This window comes from Pseudoalteromonas sp. A601, from assembly GCF_002165575.1.
In the GTDB taxonomy this organism is placed as follows: domain Bacteria; phylum Pseudomonadota; class Gammaproteobacteria; order Enterobacterales; family Alteromonadaceae; genus Pseudoalteromonas.
This window is the reverse complement of the sequence record NZ_MXQF01000032.1, coordinates 1-19,818: the sequence shown is the minus strand read 5'-3', so window position 1 is coordinate 19,818 and position 19,818 is coordinate 1. Positions and strand designations below refer to the sequence as shown.

Genomic DNA, 19,818 nt, shown 5'->3' with positions numbered 1-19,818 from the left:
GTGGGCTAAGTCAAAACCGAGCAACAAAGAGTAAATCGCCCCTAGGCAGAACCCGAAGGGCAGCGCCTGTTTGGTATTGATGCTGCGTTATCGCCTATTTATGGGGAATAACCACACCACATAGGCGCTGCCTTGCCTAAACACCAAACAGGCTGCTGCAAATTTAACCTTGAAAGGTAAACAGACCCTAGATTGGTTGTATGGAAAATAATTAAAGCAGCTAAGTACAGCTGCTTTGAATCGTTATTATCCTTTTATGGCGATCGCTATTTCGACCTCTGAGTCATTTTTATAATATTCAAAGTCGCTAGTATAGGTGCGTTGGTGTGCACAATCTTCACTACTAAAATATTGCCAAATTTCACCCCATAAGTCGATAACAGCATCAGGCATTTCGCCTTTCCCATTGAATACTAAATAACGGCTTTCTTTAGTGGCAACGTTTATTGAATCCGCTACTTTAATATTTTTATCATCACAACAGGCTATGACATCAAAGTCACCTGTCATATCCGTTTCATAATTTGTATAAACACCATAAACCTTTGTATCAGCGGTGAGTTTTGGACCATACTTTTGGCCAAATGTTTGCCATAAATTTGCTATTTTTGCCGTGTCGGTATTCATTTCATTAGCATTACATGTGCGCACTTTTAACCCTGTTAGGCTCATACTTTTAAGTTGCTTTATTTGCATACCGGCTATCCTTTTATGTGAGTTCACATATCAACTTAACAGAAATAACAGCAAAGGTTTAATTTATCGGTTTAGTATTTATGGTTTTAATAGCATCAATTACAGTGTGCATACGTTTAGCTAGTGGCCGATTTCGATGGTGGCACACGAAAATAGATTCGCTAATTGGGTTGGCAAGGTGGTGAACCTTAATGAGGTCCGATTTATTAAAAGCACCAACAGCATGAGCGGGTAAGACCGTGAAGCCAAAGCCGAGGCTAACAGGTTCTAAAATTAAGCTGATTTGGTTTGAAAACCCAGTACGCTTAATTTGACCAATATGTTCAAACTCTGGGTAGTTTTCGCTTAGCAATAGTTGGGCGTGGTGTTTTGCATCTGGGTGGCTAATAAATCCGAGGTCGCATAAAGCTTGCCAGGTCGGCGATTCGCAAGTGACTGGAGTTATTAACAAAAGTGCTTCTTGACCAATTTTGTGGCTGGTGACTTCGCTCAAAGTCGGGGCTTGGGTTAAAAAGCCTATATCTGCAATGTGGTTTGCAACAGCCTGCTCAACACTTTCATTTGGGGCGAAGCGATAATCTATCGTTAAATCTTTGTGCTTAGCTTGCAAACTAAGTAACTGAGCATAAAATTTCAATCCACAACTGCCAGGAGACTGGACCTTAACATCGCCACTGTAAGGGGAGTCGTTATGCAACTCGCGCTCTAAAAATTGCCACTCTTTAAGTAGCTGGCTACCTTTTTTATACAGACTTTGTCCTTGAGCGGTCAAGCTGAATTGTTTACCGTGACGCTCTAGCAGTTCGCAGTCAAGTTGTTGCTCAAGCTTTTTAATATGTTGGCTCACACCTGACTGAGTCATATATAAGCGCTCGCTAGTACGCGTAAAGTGATTTACTTCAACAAGTGTGCAAAAAGTGTGTAGCCAAACAGGATTTATCATTACATTTTGTACTTATAATTATGTTAAATGATAATTTTACTTAATGACTGGGTGTTCGTAAAGTGGCCTTTCTGGTATTTTACATGCAATAGGAGCACAACTTATGAGTAATGTTTATCCACGTAATTTTTCACATATTGGTATTTCGGTACCAGATCTTGAAAAAGCCGTAGAGTTTTACACCCAAGTTTTAGGTTGGTATTTAATAATGAAACCAACTGAAATAGTGGAAGATGATAGCGCAATAGGTGAAATGTGCACGGACGTATTCGGTGCGAACTGGGAAAAATTCCGCATCGCGCATCTATCAACAGGTGATCGTATTGGTGTGGAATTATTTGAATTTAAAAACCAAGAAAACCCAGAAGATAACTTTGAATATTGGAAAACGGGTATCTTTCATTTTTGTGTACAAGATCCTAATGTTGAAGAATTGGCCGACCGTATAGTTGCAGCTGGCGGTAAGAAGCGCATGGCTGAGCCTCGCTATTATTACCCGGGTGAAAAGCCATATCGTATGATTTATATGGAAGACCCATTTGGGAATATCTTAGAAATCTATAGCCATAGTTATGAACTTATATACAGCGAAGGTGCCTATTAAGCTAAGTTTGCTTGTAGCCTCATATTCAGATCATTATTTTACTAGGTAAAATTTTGATCTGAGAGTTCATACGCAATTATTTTTATTGTCTCAAATACGAATCACTATCTTTTCTGAACCCAAAATATATAATACCCTTTTTATTCGTTTCCCATTATGGATTTTAAGGGATTATTTATGCATGCCCAATCACAAAAAAACAGCCAGTCATTCATATTGATGGATAAAATTAAACAATATTATCAATCATATGCATATCAGCTTTCAGTTATTTCTCGGTTTTTTGCGGCCATTGTAGGTGGCTACGTATTTACCAGTGTGTTTACTGCTTTATTGAGTCTGATTTTACCGCTTAAAAAATCAGATGCAGTACTTTTGAGTATCAGTCTGACTATTTTTGTCTATAGCTGTGTATTTATTTGGGTCTTTGCTGTTAAGTCATTAAAAACCATTTGGATCACTATTTTACTAACATCATCAGCATGCGGGTTAAGCATTGCCTTATTAAAGGGTTGGTTATGAAAGAGAGTTTTTTTCGCTCCATGACATGGATGCATACTTGGGTTGGTTTACTGGTGTGCTGGTTACTGTATTTAATCTTTTTTGCTGGCACGATTAGTTTTTTTCGTGATGAGGTTACTTTATGGAATCAACCTGCACTTCACAATGCACAAGCGCCACAGGAACGTATATCACTACAACGACAGCAAATTATCGCAGGTGTCGATTACTTAAAAACTGCCGCTCCAGAGTCTAATCGGTGGGGAATATATCTTCCTCAAGAACGTGAATCTCAATTAATTTATGCCTACGAAAAACCCCGTCCAGAAGGCAAGCGTTTTGGTGGTTGGCAAGAGCATTATATTAATCCAAAAACAGGGGAATCATTACAGCAACCCAGAGAAACCAAAGGTGGTAACTTCTTTTATCGGCTGCATTTTGACCTGCATTATATTGATGTACGCACGGCACGATGGATAGTCTGCTTTGCAAGTTTATTTATGTTGGTTGCGCTTATCTCGGGGGTTGTTATTCATAAGCGTATTTTTAAAGATATGTTTAGCTTTAGAAAAAACAAAGGCAGCCGAAGTTGGCTTGATAGTCACAATGTATCGTCAGTTTTAGCCTTACCTTTTCATATAATGATAACTTATACAGGGTTGATAACCTTAATATTTATGTTATTTCCTTATCCTGCTATGACTGCTTATGAAGATGGCATACGTGGTTTGTTTAACGATGTTACCCCGACTAACGTACGTACTAAATCAAGTGATGAGCCAGCCCCATTAACGGCAGTAGAGAGTGTTTTAGATCAAGTTTATACTAACTGGCCTAATGCAGACCTTACCCAGTTTGCTATTAAAGACCCAAACAAAGCGTCGGCAACAATTACGGTTCGCGCTTCAACGGGTACACATGTTCGCGACCAAACCCCTACTCTGCTGTTTAATGGCGTCGATGGTAGCTTAATTGCTAAAAGCGTTGATGAGTTTAGTAGTACAGAGGTGTTTTATGATTCCCTCACCGCTTTGCATACTGGCCGCTTAGCAAACCCATTACTGCGTTGGCTATATTTTTTATGCGGTGTTGCAGGCTGTGTCATGATAGCGACCGGTTGTATTATGTGGGCTAAACGAATTCGTGAGCGAATGAAAAAAGATCAGCGTCCATCATTTGGCTTAAAGCTGGTTGAAGGGTTAAACCTTGCAACCTTAATGGGCTTGCCGCTTGCCACAAGTGTATTCTTTCTTGCCAACCGATTGCTACCTATCAACATGATAGAGCGTGCTGATAAAGAAATACTGGCGTTCTTTGTTACTTGGTTAGCTGTTGCCTTATTCGCTTTATTTAAGCGGGCAAAACAGCAGTGGATTCTACTTGCTTGGGTTAATAGTATTGCGTGTATAAGTATTCCAATAGTAAATGCACTCACCACTAATGGAAACATCATCAGCTACTTACTGAATGGTCAATGGGCGCTGTTCAGCTTTGATTTAGTGTGCTTAATAAGTGCAGTGTTGTTTATCGTTCAGGTCAAAAAATTACGTACTCACCGCCAAGCCAGCGTATCAAATGTGCGTCCTAGCCGTGTTGCTAAAAACAAGCTAAGGGAGCAAAGTGCATGAGTGAACTATTACAATTTAGCTTATGCTTATTGGCATTTAATTGTTTTGCCTTAGCAAAATTCAATCATTATCGCGATGTTTTCAAAGTTAGACCAACACAAAAGCAGAGTAATCAGTTTGTAATTGCCGCTTGGATCAGTATTTTACTAAGCTTGGTGTTAAGCGTGGTTGAACATAAAGGATATGGTGGATTACTTTTTTGTGGTTACATGGCTTTAAGTGTCTTATTACTAATGATTTTTTATAGTTTTAAAGCCTCATGGGTAAAGTTTATGAGTGTTATAAATATTACTACAATTTTTCTCAGTGGGTTATATATCAGCGTTTTTTAGCATTAGTTAGTAAAAATCTGATCTGCCATAAATTAAACGATGCAGAGATAAAAAAGGCAAGCCAATGTGGCTTGCCGTTATATCCAAAATCTGGGTATAAATAGTGGGGATACTCATGTCAACATATAGAATAAAAGCTAGTTACTCTATGGCGTAAATATTAGCCTGTGATCGTGTCATAATTATTGCTTTGAGGTTACACTTTTAATACAAGCTGAGTCTTGTAAAGGGGCTTTACGGTTACTTATTTTGCTCAACCCAAATTAATGAATCAGTATCAAAACCTCGTTGTTTGGCTGCTTTTATAAAATCATCTTTACGCTCTTGGGAAATACTTGGTGTGCGCGATAAGAGCCAAAGATAGTCAGTGTTATAACCAGATACATAAGCATACTGGTAATACTGTTTATCCATTTTAAACACCACATATGAGCTGTAGAACGGACCAAAAAACGATACTTTTAAGTGGCCAATATCTGATTCATCAACAAATTTAGCCTTGCCTTGTGCTTCGCTCCACTGTTGTTCTTCGTCGTTAAAGCCTTTATTTAAAACTGTAACAGAGCCATCTTCGTTGAGTGAGTATTGCGCGGTTATATTATTTAAGCCACGTTCAAACGAGTGATCTAACCGAGCTATCTCGTACCATTTACCTTGATAACGCTCAAGCGAAAAGTTATCTACCGGTGTTATATTTTGCGGCAAGCCAGTACACGCTGCAAGCAGTAAAGTGCAGAACAAAATTAAACTCAGGGTGATAGATTTCATCATAAATTTATAAAGACCTTAATAGCAAAAAAAGTTATACGTAGGTTAGCTTTAAAAAGTTCACTTATTACTGGCTGTTAGTTTAGCTGTGCGATAGGATCAATTTTTTACTAACAAGTGCATAATTAAATGAAAATATGGGTCGATGCCGATGCGTGTCCAGTGGTTATTAAAGAAATATTATTTCGTGCTGCTGAGCGTACGCAAACTGAAACAATTTTAGTCGCAAATCATGCAATGCGAACTCCACCATCTAAGTATATTAGCCGTGTGCAAGTTTCGTCTGGTTTTGATGTCGCTGATGATGAAATAGTAAAGCGTGTTGCTGCCAATGATTTGGTGATCACAGGTGATATACCATTGGCATCTGAAGTTATCGATAATGGCGCACAAGCTCTTAATCCGCGTGGTGAGTTGTACACAGCTGAAAATATTCGGTCATTACTCAATGTGCGTGATTTTATGGACACTATGCGTTCAAGTGGTGTTGAAATGAATGGCGGGCCACCTCCTCTTAGCCAAAGCGACCGACAAAATTTTGCTAATAATTTAGATCGCATCTTAGCGCAAAATAAATGAATGCCTGCCAAAATATAGGCTTTGGCGATCATAACTTTCGCGTTGCAGTTTACATTGCCAAGCCCCCACCTATGCCAGAATATACACATTTGAATGGCTTATACCCGCTAATAAATGAGCAGATTAATACCATAAATCAAGCGTGTGGTAATGGTTGGCGAAAAGTATTTAATGTATACGCAAAGGTGCTGTTTGCTTTGCCAAGTGAGTATTATTGTTTTGCTAAGCAAACACATACTTGGCAGCAATATCGCGATCAATTTTTACTGCAAAAATTTAGTCAGACCGCGCTGCTCTTTAGCCCTCCTAAGCTGAGTGCAGGTAATACCTTGCATATTATTGCTGGTCGCACCCATGCAAAAAACTTATTGAATCAAGGCTTATTAGCAGCAGAACTTGATTGGTTAGATGACGAATTTGCAATTGATAAAGCCAATAATCTCATTGTGTGTCCATACTTTGACTACCGCCAACTAAGTAATATAAAGATAGCTAGACTTAGCCAATTAGTAGCTATTTGTTTCGAGAGTAGCTAACCTAAAGTTATTTCGCTAACTTACGAAGGCTTAAATTGATACCTTTAATACATTGAAATATCCACCTTAATGTGAGCCTTTCTATTGGCTGATTAATTTGATTTAGAATCGTCCCCATCACTTTTACCATATTGGCTCTCAGTCGCTCTGAGGCGAGTGTAATAAGCTTTCACAACCAAAAAAGTATTGGCCGAGGGTCTTCCCAGTTTATGAGTTTAGTCTAACAACTTAGATTAGTTGGTATGATAATAGCGGCGTTGATGCTCATCTCTGCGCCCTTTTGAAAATGCAGACACACGTTTTAAATAGCCAATTACGCGGGTGCCGTGGTCTATATTGTCGCTATGGCACTTTTTACACTGTAAGCGGGTAACTTTATCTATGTGTTCGCAATCATTACAAATGGTGCATTTCACGTTTATACAAAAGTAGTTACACCCCGTATGTGCCGCTACATTAAGTAGCTTTTCGTATTGCTGCACATCCAGTGATTCGCCAAGGTTTAAATGCAATGCGGAACCCCCATCAAGATATTGAATAATTTCTTTACCGTGTAAAATAAACTTATCTAAGTGATTGATATTATCATCTTCAACAACATAGAAGTATGAATTATAACAATCGCGGTTTACTTGATAGCCGTCATCTTTGTCCCACTGTGCATTTTTGATACCTAGGTTTTCTGCAGGCACAAACTCGGTGTTAAATAAATAACCAAATTTCTTTTTAGCCTTCTTATTTAGTTTGTATATAGTATGTAGGCGCTCACTCACGAAACTTTTGTAAGTTGGGTTATTACCTACGGTTATTCCTCTAAACTCTGCGGCTTCAGCCATGCCATTTATACCAATGGTTAAAAATTGTTTATCCATATTTATAAAGCCAGCATCATAGACACTTAAAATGTGGTTATCTAAATAGTCTTGCATTAGCGCACGATAGGCGACCTGGTAACAGTGAATTTTTTCTATTTCTTGCGCTAGGTCTCGATCATCTTGTTCAAGACGATTCATATTTAAAGTGATCACATTGATTGAACCTGTTGATATCCCACCTGCCCCTAGCGTATATGAAAACTGATTATCACTCATTTCATTACGCAGTCTACAACATGATGCGAGTGAGTCTGGATCGTCGCTTACATACATAAAGAATGAATTTCCTTTACTTAGTTCAGCTGCGCAAAATTGTTTAAATAGGGGATCTTGAAATTGCAGATCTTTTGTAAGTAATGCCGCTGTTATTACAGGGAATGTCAGTACCGCTTTCTCACGTTCAGCGCTAAACCAATTCATAAAGTAACTTTGCAATGCATTGATACTGGTGTACTGGGGACGAGTGCCGTCAGGGAAGACAAAGTCACTAAATAAGGCTGAAAAATAAGGCTGGTCATATAAAGAGATATTCCAAAAAACACTTTGATAACCGCGTGCTGCGGCTGGCTGGTTAAGGGCATACACGACATGTTGTAAGTGGTTTGCAATTTCTTGTGGGTGATCAGCCAAGTAATTATCGCCGTAATCACGACGAGCAAAATGATCAAAGTAAGTTAGAAATTCAACAGTTGCAATTGCCCCTGCAAATTGTGCGCTAACGGCAAAAACTAAATTGACAAATGAGCCACAAAATGAAGACAAATGTTGGGGCGCTTTCGATTCACCACCTAGTTGCGTTAGACCATCAAGCAAGAATGGATACAGTGTAATTGAGGCGCAATATGGTTTTAGGCTTGTTTCATCATGTACGTAAATTTCATGTGCATTTATTTGGCGCTGGTATTCATCCGCTAGTGGTTGGCCAAATAATGCGGTGATTTTCTCTTTCATTACTTGGCGGTTTATTTGGATCAGCATATCTTTACTGATCTCGGCCTCTAAGGTGGCGATATTTTTACTACTTACATTTGCATTACTATCAAATACTGAGCCATCGGCAGCATTAGCTGCATTTAGATAATTATGTATAAATGATACTTTTTTCTGTAATTGTTGTGGGGTTAATTTCAACATGATTAATCCTTAATAAATAAGTGGTTAAGTAGTTTGTTAGACGCCATATCAATGAAGCGTTGGTTGCTGTTGCGACTTGCTAACCCACCCCGTTCGCTACGCCATGGGCCGGCTTTTAAATAATCTAAGTGTGCTTTGATAGTATCGCTAACATCTTCTTCGCCCGTGTATAAACAGGTTTTAAAACCTGCTGCTTGGCATTGAGATAATAGTAAGCAAAGCTTGTGTGGCTGCCACTCACCACCAAAAAACACCACACAGGTAATTAACGCGTGGTACTGACTAAGTAACTCGGCCAGCCTTATTTCTGTTAAGGAGTCGCCATTATGTGGGTTCCAAATATCTGGGCTATGGCACCCTTTACAGCCTATTTGACAGCCTGTGACTGTTAGCGCTAGAGATATTTCCTCAGGCACTTCTTGAAACACAATATCCGGTGGTAAAATATTTAACATACTATATATGGTATTTCTTTCTTTGTTTGTATCAATATATAGTGTTTTGGTGTTTTCTAACAATACCAACGAGGGAGTATTTTGTGGGCAGAAAGGCCTGATAATGTAAAATGAGGCTAAGGGATATAACAATAAAAAACCGACTCAGGAGAGTCGGCTTGCGGATTGCTGGAGCTTTAGAAGTTAATTTGGTAATAATTCAATTGGATTGTCTTGGCGGTCGAAAACCACATAGCGAGCAATATTTTGACCAGAGGTGACATCGTTGGTCATTTTATTTAAGTAAGGGTCGGCATCTTCAGTGCTAGGTGGCTGCCCTTTTACTCCTGATAGGCTTGAAATAAATACAAAATCCCATTCTTTAGAAATACTGTCTGCCTCTTTTATAAGCGCCTCGTAATTGGCGATTTCATCAGGCAATTTATCTACACACATGGTGGGTGTAATAGTGCCTTTGGCATTTTTTTTTCTTTTATTTGGGTTTGATAATTCAGTTTTTGCAAATAAAAACAACAACCGCTGAGGATCTGGTTGCTCTTTTGCGTAACTTAGTAAATCTTTAAAACGCGTGATCATAATAAATTCCGAAATAATATAATAATGTACTTATTGTATGGGTATAGAATGAGCATGCTATCCCTCTAAATAGGTAGAACAAATTTAAAAGCTAATTACATACAACCGCCGCAGCTACCACAGCGCCAGTCTTGCTCGTCTATTGCTTGATAAAACCAGCGCATATTTTTCTCGTTAACCTCTATATTATGGGCAATAAACACTTCCGCTAACCAGTCTGCATTAGCGATGATCCAGTCATCTTCTGTTTTGCCTTCGCTGTATTCTGGATCATCATCAAAAATAGGGTCATAAACACCCCAAGTCCCCATATCATTGTTAAGTTGCTTCTCAGGTAAAGCGACCGCTGTATCTTGATAGCTAATGATCCAATGACCCAAACACAGTGAATGGCCTTGTTTACTCCACTTAGCTTGAAAAGGATTACTCATTAGTGACCTCATTTATTGGATAAGCGGCGACTCATTCGCTTTAAAGGTAAAACCTTCAATACTCGCTTCATCTGCAAGTAGTTGAATATATTGTGCAATGGCTTTATGCCTTACTTTTTCGTTGAGATAATCAGTAATTTTTTGTTGTACGTACTCGTAAGGTAATGCTTCACCTTCTATTTTTCGAGCTATTTTCACGATGTGATGACCGTAACGCGTTTCAACTGGATAACTGATCAACCCTTCTTTGGCTGCAAAAATAGCGCGTTCAAACTCTGGTACTGTCTGACCTGAACTGATTTGGCCTAAATTTCCGCCTTGCTCTTTTGATGGGCAGGCTGATAGTGATTTTACAAAGTGACTAAATTGGCTCGGATTTTCAGCTAGCTGTAACAGTACTTGTTTAGCTTGCTCTTTACTTTCTTCTCGTTGTTCTAAATCTTTAGGATCAGAAGCGATTAAAATATGATTCACTTCAACTATTGGGCTGGAATGAAATTTTTGTTGATTCGCCACAAAGTAACGGCGGCATTCTTCATCACTGGCTCTAGGTATTGCAACCTCTAAATCGATTAAGCGAGCAATGTACTCTTCGTTTTCATCACTGGGTTCGATTAAATTAAGCTCACTGGCACGTTGTTTAAAAAGTTCAGCAATGATCAGCGCTTCAGTCGCTTGGATCATCGCTTCACGCCGTGTCGCCGCTGGATGATATTGAATTTCAGCGTCGATTAACTGAGTGGGAATTTTTACTTTATTAACTAAAACATCAGGTGTATTTAATAAGCTCATAAAAGGCTCCTTAAAGTGCACATAAACACGATTTATGAAAAGTAAGATAGAACCCGTCTAAAATTCTATCTTACAATTTATGGCTATTACTTGTGGCGAACTACTTGATAGTTACGTTTTATATACCCTACCGGTACACTCCAAACATGCACTAAGCGGCTGAAAGGAAATATAATCAGCAAAGTTAGCCCAAAGAATATGTGTGCTTTATAAATAAAGCCGACACTTGAAATTGCTTGGGTCGCTTCATTAAGATCTAAGGTGACAATATTTTGTGCCCAGCTCATCATTTTTAGCATTTCGCTGCCATCTAAATGTGAGAATGAGAATAAAATACTGATCAACCCTAAGATTAATTGAATATAAAGTCCCACTAAAATGAGGATATCCATGGTTGAACTACTCGCTCTTACCCGCGGGTTTGTTAAACGACGAACAAGTAAAATAGTTAAACCATAAAAACAAATTAAACCAAATACGCCACCTAACCCCATAGCAACTTTTTGTTTAAATGCCGCGCTGATATTTAAAAAATCCCACACTTGGTGTGGTGTTAAAAGCCCTACAAAGTGACCTATTAACACCATAATGATACCAATGTGAAAAGGACGAGAGCCTTTTTTCAGTTGCTTGCTTTCTAGCAATTGACTAGAGCTCGTTTTCCACGTGTATTGTTCACGGTCATAACGTACCAAGCAGCCAACAAATAACACGACGGCGGCAATATAGGGATAGATCCCAAATAGAAGTGTGTCTAAGTAGCTCATAAATTACCCCTTACTTGGTTGTGTGAGTTACTGTTAGCTGTTGCATCAACAAACGAAATAGGCAGCTCGCTGCTACGATTTTGATCCGCTGATGGACGGTTTTGTGTGGTTGGGCAGCCACCATTCACGGCATCACCGCCAAAGGTTACGGCCTCCTCTTCCCACACCTTATCAATAGCCTCTTTGGTGTCATCGCGTTTTTCATCGGCGATTTGTTGATGTATTTCGGTTAATTCAACTTCTATACCGCTAAGTGCAAGTACCGTAGCAAAGACCGCTTGATAGTTGTTTTCGCGCTTTTGCAAACGAGCCGTTAATAACGCCATGATATGAGCGACATCTTGCAACCAGCCAGCCTGTGCATCTACCGGTTGAGTAGCGACAAACTCTAAATATAATGGTACGTAATCGGGTAATTCACGTACGTCAATATTTAAGCCAGCCAGTTTATATTGGGCAATTAAGTCAATCATGGCTTGACCTCGGTCGCGAGACTCACCATGCACATGCTCAAAAAATAATAAAGAAAGTGAGCGGCCACGTTCAAATAAACCGTCGTATTCTGCTTGCCAATCAAGTAAGTCCATTGATAAACGAGCCTCAATAAAGTCACTTAATTGTGTTTTTATGTCCTCTGGTAAACGCTCTTCATTTGCAACTAAGGCTAAAAAATCAGCTTTATGCTCATGTAATTGCTCACTGGGATAATCTATGAACCGTGATAATAATCGTAAAATCATAATATTAGTCCTGTACTTCTACGGGAATGATTTGGCGAACACCCTGGCTTTTAGCACCAAATAAGTTGCTTTCACTGCTGCCATTACTACAGCCGTTACCAAAGGTGAAACCACAACTGTTCTTCATGTCGTAGGCATCAGCAGCATAGGCTTTATGGCTGGTTGGGATCACAAAGCGATCTTCATAGTTTGCTAGCGCCATAATTTGGTACATGTCTTCCACTTGTGCTTGTGTTAAGCCCACTTGTTTAAGTACGTCTAAATCTTCCACGCCGTCAACCTGCTCTGAGCGTTTGTAGGCACGCATTGCAAGCATACGCTCAAGAGCGGTTATCACTGGCCCCTCTTCACCTGCGGTGAGTAAGTTTGCTAAGTACTTAATTGGAATTCGCAGCGATTTAAGATCAGGGATCACGCCGTTTACCCCAATATGTCCTTGTGTTGCCGCACTTTGGATTGGGCTAAGCGGTGGGATATACCACACCATAGGCAGTGTTCTGTATTCCGGGTGCAGTGGTAATGCTACTTTCCATTGCATAGCCATTTTGTAAATTGGCGATAGCATTGCTGAATCTAACCAGTTTTGTGGAATACCTTCTTTACGCGCGGCAGCTTGTACTGCAGGGTCATGTGGGTCTAGGAATATATCGCACTGTGCTTGATATAAATCTTGTTCGTTTTCAACCGATGCAGCCTCTTCAATACGATCCGCGTCATAGAGCATCACGCCTAAGTAACGAATACGCCCGACACAGGTTTCTGAGCACACTGTAGGCTGGCCACTTTCGATACGTGGATAACAAAAAATACATTTTTCTGATTTTCCAGTTTTCCAGTTGTAGTAGATTTTTTTGTACGGACAACCACTGACACACATCCGCCAACCACGGCATTTGTCTTGATCGATCAGCACGATGCCATCTTCTTCACGTTTGTAAATTGCACCACTTGGGCACGATGCAACACACGCTGGGTTTAAGCAGTGTTCACATAAACGCGGTAGGTACATCATAAATGTTTTTTCAAACTGGCCATAAATATCGGCCTGAATATTGTCAAAGTTCTTATCACGGCGACGTTCTTCAAACTCCGAACCTAAGATTTCTTCCCAGTTTGGACCCCAGTTGATTTTTTCCATACGTTGACCGGTGATCAACGAGCGTGGACGTGCAACGGGTTGATGTTTACTTTCTCCTGCTGTGTGCAGGTGTTGGTAATCAAAATCAAACGGTTCGTAGTAATCGTCTATTTCAGGCAGATCAGGGTTGGCAAAAATGTTGGCTAAAATACGGTGTTTGCCCCCTTGTTTTGGGGTGATTTTCCCACTGTTATGACGCTGCCAACCGCCATTCCATTTCTCTTGGTTTTCCCATTCTTTTGGATAACCGACACCTGGCTTACTTTCTACGTTGTTAAACCAAGCATATTCGACCCCTTCACGCGAGGTCCACACGTTTTTACAGGTGACTGAGCAAGTGTGACAACCGATACATTTATCAAGGTTTAACACCATGCCTATTTGCGCTCTTACTTTCATCTTGTGCCCCTTACTCGGTATCTAACCAATCAACTTTGCTCATTTTACGAATCACAACAAATTCATCACGATTACAGCCGACGGTGCCGTAATAGTTAAAGCCGTAAGATTGCTGTGCATAGCCGCCAATCATGTGAGTTGGTTTCATGACTGCGCGAGTCACGGAGTTATGAATACCGCCACGAGTTTGGGTTGTCTCTGCGCCTGGAATGTTAACGATCCGTTCTTGAGCGTGGTACATCATGCTCATGCCCTCAGGTACTCGTTGTGATACCACTGCACGTGCAGCAAGAGCGCCATTGACGTTGAATGCTTCGATCCAGTCGTTATCTTTTATTCCCGCTTTTTGTGCATCCGTTTCAGATATCCACACAATCGGTCCACCACGCGACAGTGTAAGCATCAATAGGTTGTCAGAGTAAGTACTATGAATACCCCATTTTTGGTGTGGTGTGATCCAGTTAAGCGCAATTTCTTTATTACCGTTTGGCTTTTTATTCAGAATAGGCTGCACGGTTTTTAAGTTAATCGGCGGGCGATACACACACATTGATTCGCCAAAGTCGCGCATCCATTCATGATCTTGATAAAATTGCTGACGACCGGTCACTGTGCGCCATGGGATCTGTTCATGGACGTTGGTGTAACCTGCGTTGTACGATACATGCTCATCTTCAAGGCCAGACCAAGTCGGTGACGAGATAATTTTACGCGGTTGTGCTTGAATATCACGAAAACGTATTTTCTCTTCTTCTTTCGGGCGCGCTAAATGAGTGTGGTCAATACCAGTAAATTCACCCAATGCTTGCCATGCTTTTACAGCGACTTGACCGTTAGTTTCAGGTGCTAACGATAAGATAACTTCAGCAGCATCAATAGCAGTTTGAATTTTTGGACGACCATTGGCATCACCATCGGTATGTGCACGTTTGTTTAATTCACCCAAGAATGCAACTTCGTTTTTAGTGTCCCAATTTATGCCTTTACCGCCATTACCTTGCTCTTCAAGCAGCGGCCCTAAAGAGGTAAAACGTTCGTACAAATTCGGGTAATCACGTTCAACTTCAACAAAGTTTGGCGCAGTTTTCCCTGGAATTAACTCACACTCCCCTTTCCACCATTGCTTAACGCCAAATGGTTGTGCTATCTCGGCTGAGGTGTCATGTAATATTGGCACTGAGACAAGGTCTTTCTCTTTACCTAGGTGGCCATCACATAGTTTTGAGAACTGATCTGCAATGCCTTTGAAAATATCCCAATCTGAACGGGCCTCCCAAACAGGATCCACGGCTTTTGACAACGGATGAATAAATGGATGCATGTCTGAGGTATTCATGTCATCTTTTTCATACCAGGTTGCTGTTGGCAGAACGATGTCTGAATACAAACACGTCGTCGACATTCTAAAATCAAGGGTTACCACTAAATCAAGTTTGCCTTCAACAGCCTCATCTTGCCATTTTACGTCTTCAGGTTTAATGCCGTCACTTTCACCTAAGTCTTTACCTAGTAAGCCGTGTTTTGTGCCGAGTAAGTGGCGTAGCATGTACTCATGCCCTTTACCTGATGAACCCAACAAGTTTGAACGCCAGATAAACATATTACGTGGAAAGTTCTCTGGTTCATCTGGTTCTTCACAAGCAAATTTTAAAGCCCCTGATTTGAGATTTTGTACAGCATAATCTTTTGGTGATAAGCCTTCCTTAGCTGCTGCTTTACATAACGCTAATGGGTTAACGTTAAATTGTGGCGCTGAAGGTAACCAGCCCATTTTTTCTGCACGTACGTTAAAGTCAATAATAGAGCCTTGCCATTTTTCTTTGTTGGCGACAGGCGATAAAATTTCATCCATACGAAGTTTTTCATAACGCCACTGGTTTGAGTGATTATAAAAGAACGACGTCCCGTTCATGTGACGAGGCGGCTTTTGCCAATCAAGACCAAACGCTAATGGCTGCCAACCTGTTTGCGGGCGTAACTTCTCTTGGCCTACATAATGAGCCCAACCACCGCCAGATTGACCAATACAACCACACATCATCAGCATGTTAATGATACCGCGATAGCTCATATCCATGTGATACCAGTGATTTAAGCCTGCACCGACAATGATCATTGAGCGACCACGGGTTTTATCTGCAGTTTGTGCAAACTCACGGGCAATTTGAATTACATCACCGCGTGGTACACCGGTGATTTGTTCCTGCCATGCTGGTGTATAAGGGATATCATCATCGTAGCTGCTTGCTACGTTTGGATCGTCATAGCCGTTGTCTACTCCGTAGTTTGCTACGGTTAAATCAAATACAGTAGTAACGAGTACTTGACTGCCATCTTTTAAGGTAATGCGTTTAGCGGGGACTTTGCGCTGTAAAATATCGTCATGTTTGGTATTTTGAAAATAACCAAACTCATGCTCGGCACCACCAAAATATGGAAAGTTAACCGAAACGATTTCATCGTGATTAGTTTTTAAACTTAATTGCAGTTTAACTTCATCGCCAGAATGGCCATTAAGTTGTTTAATATTCCATTTGCCTTTTTCACCCCAGCGGTAGCCTACAGAGCCCGTTGGAGAAACTAATTGATTGTCAGCTTCATTAATGGCAATGGTTTTCCATTCTGGGTTATTACTTTGCTGTAAATCATCGGCCAAGTCAGAAGCACGTAAAAAGCGCCCTTGATTTAATTGACCCTGCTCGTTTTCGTCAAGCATAACCAGCATTGGGAAATCAGTTGTGGTACGCACATATTCACTGAAGTAGTCGCTGTGGCCGTCAACATGGAACTCTTTTAAAATAACATGGGCAAAGGCCATTGCCAGCGCCGAGTCAGTGCCTTGCTTAGGTGATAACCAATGGTCTGTAAGTTTTGATAATTCAGAGTAATCAGAGGTGATAGAAACAACTTTAGTGCCTTTATAGCGTACTTCTGTTAAAAAGTGCGCATCAGGAGTCCGTGTTTGTGGAACGTTTGAACCCCAAGCTAAAATGTAATTTGAATTATACCAATCGGCAGATTCAGGTACGTCTGTTTGCTCTCCCCAAATTTGTGGAGATGCCGGTGGTAAATCGCAGTACCAGTCATAAAAACTAAGGCAATGACCACCCATTAATGACAGGTAACGAGCACCAGCCGCATAAGACACCATTGACATTGCTGGAATGGGAGAAAAACCAACGACTCTATCTGGGCCATGTTTTTTAGTGGTATAAATGTTGGCAGCAGCGATAATTTCGTTGACTTCTTGCCAGTCTGCGCGAACAAACCCACCTAAGCCACGTTGTTGCTTGTATTCTTGAGTTTTTGTTGAGTCTTCAACAATGGATGCCCAAGCAAGTACCGGATCACTATGCTGTTGTTTTGCAGCGCGCCATAACCGAATTAAACGTTTGCGCACCTTAGGGTGTTTAAGACGATTCGCACTATAAATATACCAAGAATAGCTTGCGCCACGCGGGCAACCACGCGGTTCATGGTTTGGTAAATCTGGGCGGGTACGTGGGTAATCAGTTTGTTGGGTTTCCCATGTAACTAGGCCATCTTTAACGTAGATTTTCCAGCTACAACTACCTGTACAGTTCACTCCATGAGTAGAACGCACTATTTTATCGTATTGCCAACGACGCCGATAGCTATCCTCCCATTGGCGGTCTTCATTGGTGGTAACACCATGGTTGCCTGCAAAGGCTTTTTTTTCAGTTTTGAAAAACTGTAGTTTATCTAAAAAGTGACTCATTTTTCACTCCAACATTGCAATTTCGTAGGCTATTTAGCTCGGTGACGATGAGCCAAAAGTACGGTCGTTTTAAAACGATAATAAGCAGTGTAAGGAATTAATTGTTGATATGGATCAAGGTAGAAAAGTTGTAGATTAGGCAAGGTGTTAGCTGATACCTACAATGAGGTATATCGGTATTGTCTATGCCCTTTATACTGGCTGGATAGCGCTTTGCAGGTCAGTAAAAAGCTGTTTTTTAATGCTATCTAGATATTTTGGGGTAGTGACTAATTTTGGGTATCATAATGTTTAAAAAGGTAAGTCAGTCAGTCGTTTTTCGTATTTCAGTGATGATGATAAGCGTTATTTTGATGGCGTTCACCAGTATCTTTTCCGCTATGTATATGTCACAGCTCAGTGAATTTGATGGCGCTGCAATAAACTTATCAGGGTCAATGCGGATGAAAAGCTACCAACTGACCACTGAGGTGGCTTTATATCAGCAAACCAAACAACAGAGCCATCATCAAACGGTGTTAACTTTGATTGATGAATTTGAACACTCAATTAATAACCCCTTATTACAAAAAGACTTTTCATTAGAACAGCTTACAGAGCAAAAGTATGATTACAATCAAATAAAGGTACAATGGCAAACAACGGTGAAACCTTTAATACTGAAAGCATTAACGCAAGAGAGTGTCAGCCCTGTGATTGCACCGTTGACAGAGTTTGTTACGTCTTTAGATAACTTAGTACGGGGTTATCAAGGTATTTTTGAAAAGCGCATGGCAACCTTAAGGTTGATCCAAATATCAACATTATTCATTACCTTATTATTTGTTTGTTTATGTTTGTATTCTATTCATCAACATATCGCACTGCCTTTAAAAGAGCTGACCGATGTCGCACGTAAATCAGCAAAAGGAGATTTAACGCAGCGTTTTACTGTTATTCGTGAAGATGAGCTGGGGTTATTGGCAGCAACTTTTAATAATTATAATCAACGTATTGCTCGTATTTACGGTGATTTAGAACAACGAGTTGAAAGAAAAACCCAAGAGCTCAAGCGCAGTAACCAAATACTTACTTTGCTCTACCATGTTGCTCAAGAAGTAAATGAATCTCACGCAGGGGAGCTAAATTATAATCGCGTGATCCATCAAGTAAGCGAAGTCAGTGGCTTAAGTAATATTGATTTATGCCTACTGACCCCAGAAGGTGATGTACCTTATCAACACATAGTCACTGAAACTGACCGCACTGCATCGCAAAACTGTGAGCAAAAAAATTGTGCAGAGTGTTTGTCGGGAGAAACAGCGGTCGTCACCTTAATAAACCAGCAGCAGGTACTACAGCATAGGTATGCAATTGAGAAAAGTGGCTTACATTATGGCGTGATTGTGGTTACTCTTGAGCCCGAATCAACAATGCAACTGTGGCAACAACAATTATTAAAAAGTGTGGCTGAACAACTGGCATTGGCATTGAGTATGCGCAGTCAAAGTGATCAACAGCGACGTATTACTTTGTTAAATGAACGTTCTATCATTGCCCGTGAACTACATGATTCACTCGCGCAGTCGTTATCTTATTTAAAAATTCAAGTAACTCGTATTCAGCGGGCAATAAGCGATTATCCAGAAGACGCTAAACTTACATCGCCTGTCACAGAGCTAAAGGAAGGGCTGAACTCTGCTTATCGCCAATTACGTGAGCTGCTAACCACCTTTAGACTATATATAGACAGCGAAGGATTGCAATGTGCAGTGTTGCAAACCATGCAAACTTTGGCACAACGCAGTAATATCGATATTAGCTTAAATTATAAAACTGCACATATTCCGTTTACACCTAACGAAGAAATCCATTTATTGCAGATCACTAAAGAGGCGTTGCAAAATGCTTTAAATCATTCGCAAGGCACTGAAGTGTCAATTCAGTTTACTGAAAAAGAAGACCATAAAGTGGAAGTTACTATCGCTGATAATGGCGTTGGGTTAGATGAAACACAACAAGAATTAAACCACTATGGTACAGTTATAATGCAAGAGCGCAGCCATTCTCTTGGTGGAGAGTTTTTATTAGCTAACCGCTCGGAAGGTGGTGCTCAGGTAACATTTAGTTTTTATCCACAGTATTTGAAATCATAGAACAAAAGCTGGCTGGGGAGTAATACCAATGCTATTTATTAAGTGATCAA

19 protein-coding genes are annotated in these 19,818 nt (G+C 40.4%); 7 read left to right on the top strand and 12 right to left on the bottom strand.

Features of this window, described 5'->3' with window-relative positions; all coding sequences use genetic code 11:
• Positions 1-246: 246 nt before the first annotated feature.
• Both B5G52_RS18285 and B5G52_RS18280 read right to left on the bottom strand, forming a co-directional pair.
• A complete protein-coding gene (locus tag B5G52_RS18285; protein WP_087534088.1) occupies positions 247-696 on the bottom strand; it encodes a GyrI-like domain-containing protein in 450 nt (149 codons plus the stop codon).
• 58 nt (positions 697-754) lie between these two features.
• Entirely contained in the window at positions 755-1,639 is an 885-nt protein-coding gene (locus B5G52_RS18280) for a LysR family transcriptional regulator (RefSeq protein WP_087534087.1), read from the bottom strand.
• 103 nt (positions 1,640-1,742) lie between these two features.
• On the opposite strand from B5G52_RS18280, the gene B5G52_RS18275 reads away from it, so the two are divergent.
• From B5G52_RS18275 to B5G52_RS18260, 4 genes are all read left to right on the top strand, one after another.
• On the top strand, positions 1,743-2,243 hold the full coding sequence (locus B5G52_RS18275; RefSeq protein ID WP_087534086.1) for a lactoylglutathione lyase family protein: 501 nt from the start codon (positions 1,743-1,745) through the stop codon (positions 2,241-2,243).
• Positions 2,244-2,420: 177 nt separating this feature from the next.
• Positions 2,421-2,765 (top strand): hypothetical protein, encoded by a 345-nt coding sequence (locus B5G52_RS18270; RefSeq protein ID WP_087534085.1) that lies wholly within the window; start codon positions 2,421-2,423, stop codon positions 2,763-2,765.
• Positions 2,762-4,372: a PepSY domain-containing protein gene (locus B5G52_RS18265; protein ID WP_087534084.1), complete on the top strand. Its 1,611-nt coding sequence runs from the start codon at positions 2,762-2,764 to the stop codon at positions 4,370-4,372. The genes B5G52_RS18270 and B5G52_RS18265 overlap by 4 nt, the downstream gene beginning before the upstream one ends.
• Positions 4,369-4,704 carry a DUF3325 domain-containing protein gene (locus B5G52_RS18260; protein WP_087534083.1) on the top strand — a complete coding sequence of 112 codons (336 nt, stop codon included), beginning with the start codon at positions 4,369-4,371 and terminating at the stop codon, positions 4,702-4,704. Before B5G52_RS18265 ends, B5G52_RS18260 begins: the two co-directional genes overlap by 4 nt.
• 240 nt (positions 4,705-4,944) lie before the next feature.
• Here the strand turns inward: B5G52_RS18260 and B5G52_RS18255 are convergent, their stop codons facing one another.
• The gene (locus B5G52_RS18255; RefSeq protein WP_087534089.1) at positions 4,945-5,472 is read right to left on the bottom strand and encodes a lipocalin family protein; all 528 of its coding nucleotides are present in this window, start codon (positions 5,470-5,472) and stop codon (positions 4,945-4,947) included.
• Between the two features lie 129 nt (positions 5,473-5,601).
• Here B5G52_RS18255 and B5G52_RS18250 point away from each other — a divergent pair, with 129 nt between their 5' ends.
• Entirely contained in the window at positions 5,602-6,051 is a 450-nt protein-coding gene (locus B5G52_RS18250; protein ID WP_087534082.1) for a YaiI/YqxD family protein, read from the top strand.
• Positions 6,048-6,587: a hypothetical protein gene (locus tag B5G52_RS18245; RefSeq protein ID WP_087534081.1), complete on the top strand. Its 540-nt coding sequence runs from the start codon at positions 6,048-6,050 to the stop codon at positions 6,585-6,587. Before B5G52_RS18250 ends, B5G52_RS18245 begins: the two co-directional genes overlap by 4 nt.
• A 233-nt stretch (positions 6,588-6,820) precedes the next feature.
• Here B5G52_RS18245 and nrdD read toward each other — a convergent pair whose 3' ends face one another.
• The 9 genes from nrdD to B5G52_RS18200 all read right to left on the bottom strand — a co-directional run bounded on the left by nrdD (position 6,821) and on the right by B5G52_RS18200 (position 17,633).
• Positions 6,821-8,596 carry an anaerobic ribonucleoside-triphosphate reductase gene (nrdD, locus tag B5G52_RS18240; RefSeq protein ID WP_087534080.1) on the bottom strand — a complete coding sequence of 592 codons (1,776 nt, stop codon included), beginning with the start codon at positions 8,594-8,596 and terminating at the stop codon, positions 6,821-6,823.
• 2 nt (positions 8,597-8,598) lie between these two features.
• Positions 8,599-9,051 (bottom strand): anaerobic ribonucleoside-triphosphate reductase activating protein, encoded by a 453-nt coding sequence (gene nrdG / locus B5G52_RS18235; RefSeq protein WP_087534079.1) that lies wholly within the window; start codon positions 9,049-9,051, stop codon positions 8,599-8,601.
• A gap of 183 nt (positions 9,052-9,234) precedes the next feature.
• Positions 9,235-9,627, bottom strand: a complete 393-nt coding sequence (locus tag B5G52_RS18230; protein WP_087534078.1) for a ribonucleotide reductase subunit alpha — start codon at positions 9,625-9,627, stop codon at positions 9,235-9,237.
• A gap of 95 nt (positions 9,628-9,722) precedes the next feature.
• Positions 9,723-10,058, bottom strand: a complete 336-nt coding sequence (locus B5G52_RS18225) for a hypothetical protein (RefSeq protein ID WP_087534077.1) — start codon at positions 10,056-10,058, stop codon at positions 9,723-9,725.
• Between the two features lie 12 nt (positions 10,059-10,070).
• Positions 10,071-10,850 (bottom strand): peptidylprolyl isomerase, encoded by a 780-nt coding sequence (locus B5G52_RS18220; protein ID WP_087534076.1) that lies wholly within the window; start codon positions 10,848-10,850, stop codon positions 10,071-10,073.
• A gap of 86 nt (positions 10,851-10,936) precedes the next feature.
• Positions 10,937-11,617: a respiratory nitrate reductase subunit gamma gene (gene narI, locus B5G52_RS18215; RefSeq protein ID WP_087534075.1), complete on the bottom strand. Its 681-nt coding sequence runs from the start codon at positions 11,615-11,617 to the stop codon at positions 10,937-10,939.
• Positions 11,614-12,357: a nitrate reductase molybdenum cofactor assembly chaperone gene (gene narJ, locus B5G52_RS18210; protein WP_254911244.1), complete on the bottom strand. Its 744-nt coding sequence runs from the start codon at positions 12,355-12,357 to the stop codon at positions 11,614-11,616. The genes narI and narJ overlap by 4 nt, the downstream gene beginning before the upstream one ends.
• Before the next feature lie 4 nt (positions 12,358-12,361).
• Positions 12,362-13,894 carry a nitrate reductase subunit beta gene (gene narH, locus B5G52_RS18205; protein WP_087534073.1) on the bottom strand — a complete coding sequence of 511 codons (1,533 nt, stop codon included), beginning with the start codon at positions 13,892-13,894 and terminating at the stop codon, positions 12,362-12,364.
• A gap of 10 nt (positions 13,895-13,904) precedes the next feature.
• Positions 13,905-17,633 carry a nitrate reductase subunit alpha gene (locus B5G52_RS18200; RefSeq protein ID WP_087534072.1) on the bottom strand — a complete coding sequence of 1,243 codons (3,729 nt, stop codon included), beginning with the start codon at positions 17,631-17,633 and terminating at the stop codon, positions 13,905-13,907.
• A gap of 287 nt (positions 17,634-17,920) precedes the next feature.
• On the opposite strand from B5G52_RS18200, the gene B5G52_RS18195 reads away from it, so the two are divergent.
• Positions 17,921-19,768 carry a histidine kinase gene (locus B5G52_RS18195; RefSeq protein ID WP_087534071.1) on the top strand — a complete coding sequence of 616 codons (1,848 nt, stop codon included), beginning with the start codon at positions 17,921-17,923 and terminating at the stop codon, positions 19,766-19,768.
• Positions 19,769-19,818 lie beyond the last annotated feature (50 nt).

Coding starts and splice junctions, on each gene's coding strand:
- narJ (WP_254911244.1), bottom strand. CDS start 12,357: ATGATTTTACGATTATTATCACGGTTCATAGATTATCCCAGTGAGCAA.
- B5G52_RS18195 (WP_087534071.1), top strand. CDS start 17,921: ATGTTTAAAAAGGTAAGTCAGTCAGTCGTTTTTCGTATTTCAGTGATG.
- B5G52_RS18280 (WP_087534087.1), bottom strand. CDS start 1,639: ATGATAAATCCTGTTTGGCTACACACTTTTTGCACACTTGTTGAAGTA.
- narH (WP_087534073.1), bottom strand. CDS start 13,894: ATGAAAGTAAGAGCGCAAATAGGCATGGTGTTAAACCTTGATAAATGT.
- B5G52_RS18230 (WP_087534078.1), bottom strand. CDS start 9,627: ATGATCACGCGTTTTAAAGATTTACTAAGTTACGCAAAAGAGCAACCA.
- B5G52_RS18260 (WP_087534083.1), top strand. CDS start 4,369: ATGAGTGAACTATTACAATTTAGCTTATGCTTATTGGCATTTAATTGT.
- B5G52_RS18270 (WP_087534085.1), top strand. CDS start 2,421: ATGCATGCCCAATCACAAAAAAACAGCCAGTCATTCATATTGATGGAT.
- B5G52_RS18265 (WP_087534084.1), top strand. CDS start 2,762: ATGAAAGAGAGTTTTTTTCGCTCCATGACATGGATGCATACTTGGGTT.
- B5G52_RS18225 (WP_087534077.1), bottom strand. CDS start 10,058: ATGAGTAATCCTTTTCAAGCTAAGTGGAGTAAACAAGGCCATTCACTG.
- B5G52_RS18250 (WP_087534082.1), top strand. CDS start 5,602: ATGAAAATATGGGTCGATGCCGATGCGTGTCCAGTGGTTATTAAAGAA.
- B5G52_RS18220 (WP_087534076.1), bottom strand. CDS start 10,850: ATGAGCTTATTAAATACACCTGATGTTTTAGTTAATAAAGTAAAAATT.
- narI (WP_087534075.1), bottom strand. CDS start 11,617: ATGAGCTACTTAGACACACTTCTATTTGGGATCTATCCCTATATTGCC.
- B5G52_RS18285 (WP_087534088.1), bottom strand. CDS start 696: ATGCAAATAAAGCAACTTAAAAGTATGAGCCTAACAGGGTTAAAAGTG.
- B5G52_RS18245 (WP_087534081.1), top strand. CDS start 6,048: ATGAATGCCTGCCAAAATATAGGCTTTGGCGATCATAACTTTCGCGTT.
- nrdD (WP_087534080.1), bottom strand. CDS start 8,596: ATGTTGAAATTAACCCCACAACAATTACAGAAAAAAGTATCATTTATA.
- B5G52_RS18255 (WP_087534089.1), bottom strand. CDS start 5,472: ATGAAATCTATCACCCTGAGTTTAATTTTGTTCTGCACTTTACTGCTT.
- B5G52_RS18275 (WP_087534086.1), top strand. CDS start 1,743: ATGAGTAATGTTTATCCACGTAATTTTTCACATATTGGTATTTCGGTA.
- nrdG (WP_087534079.1), bottom strand. CDS start 9,051: ATGTTAAATATTTTACCACCGGATATTGTGTTTCAAGAAGTGCCTGAG.
- B5G52_RS18200 (WP_087534072.1), bottom strand. CDS start 17,633: ATGAGTCACTTTTTAGATAAACTACAGTTTTTCAAAACTGAAAAAAAA.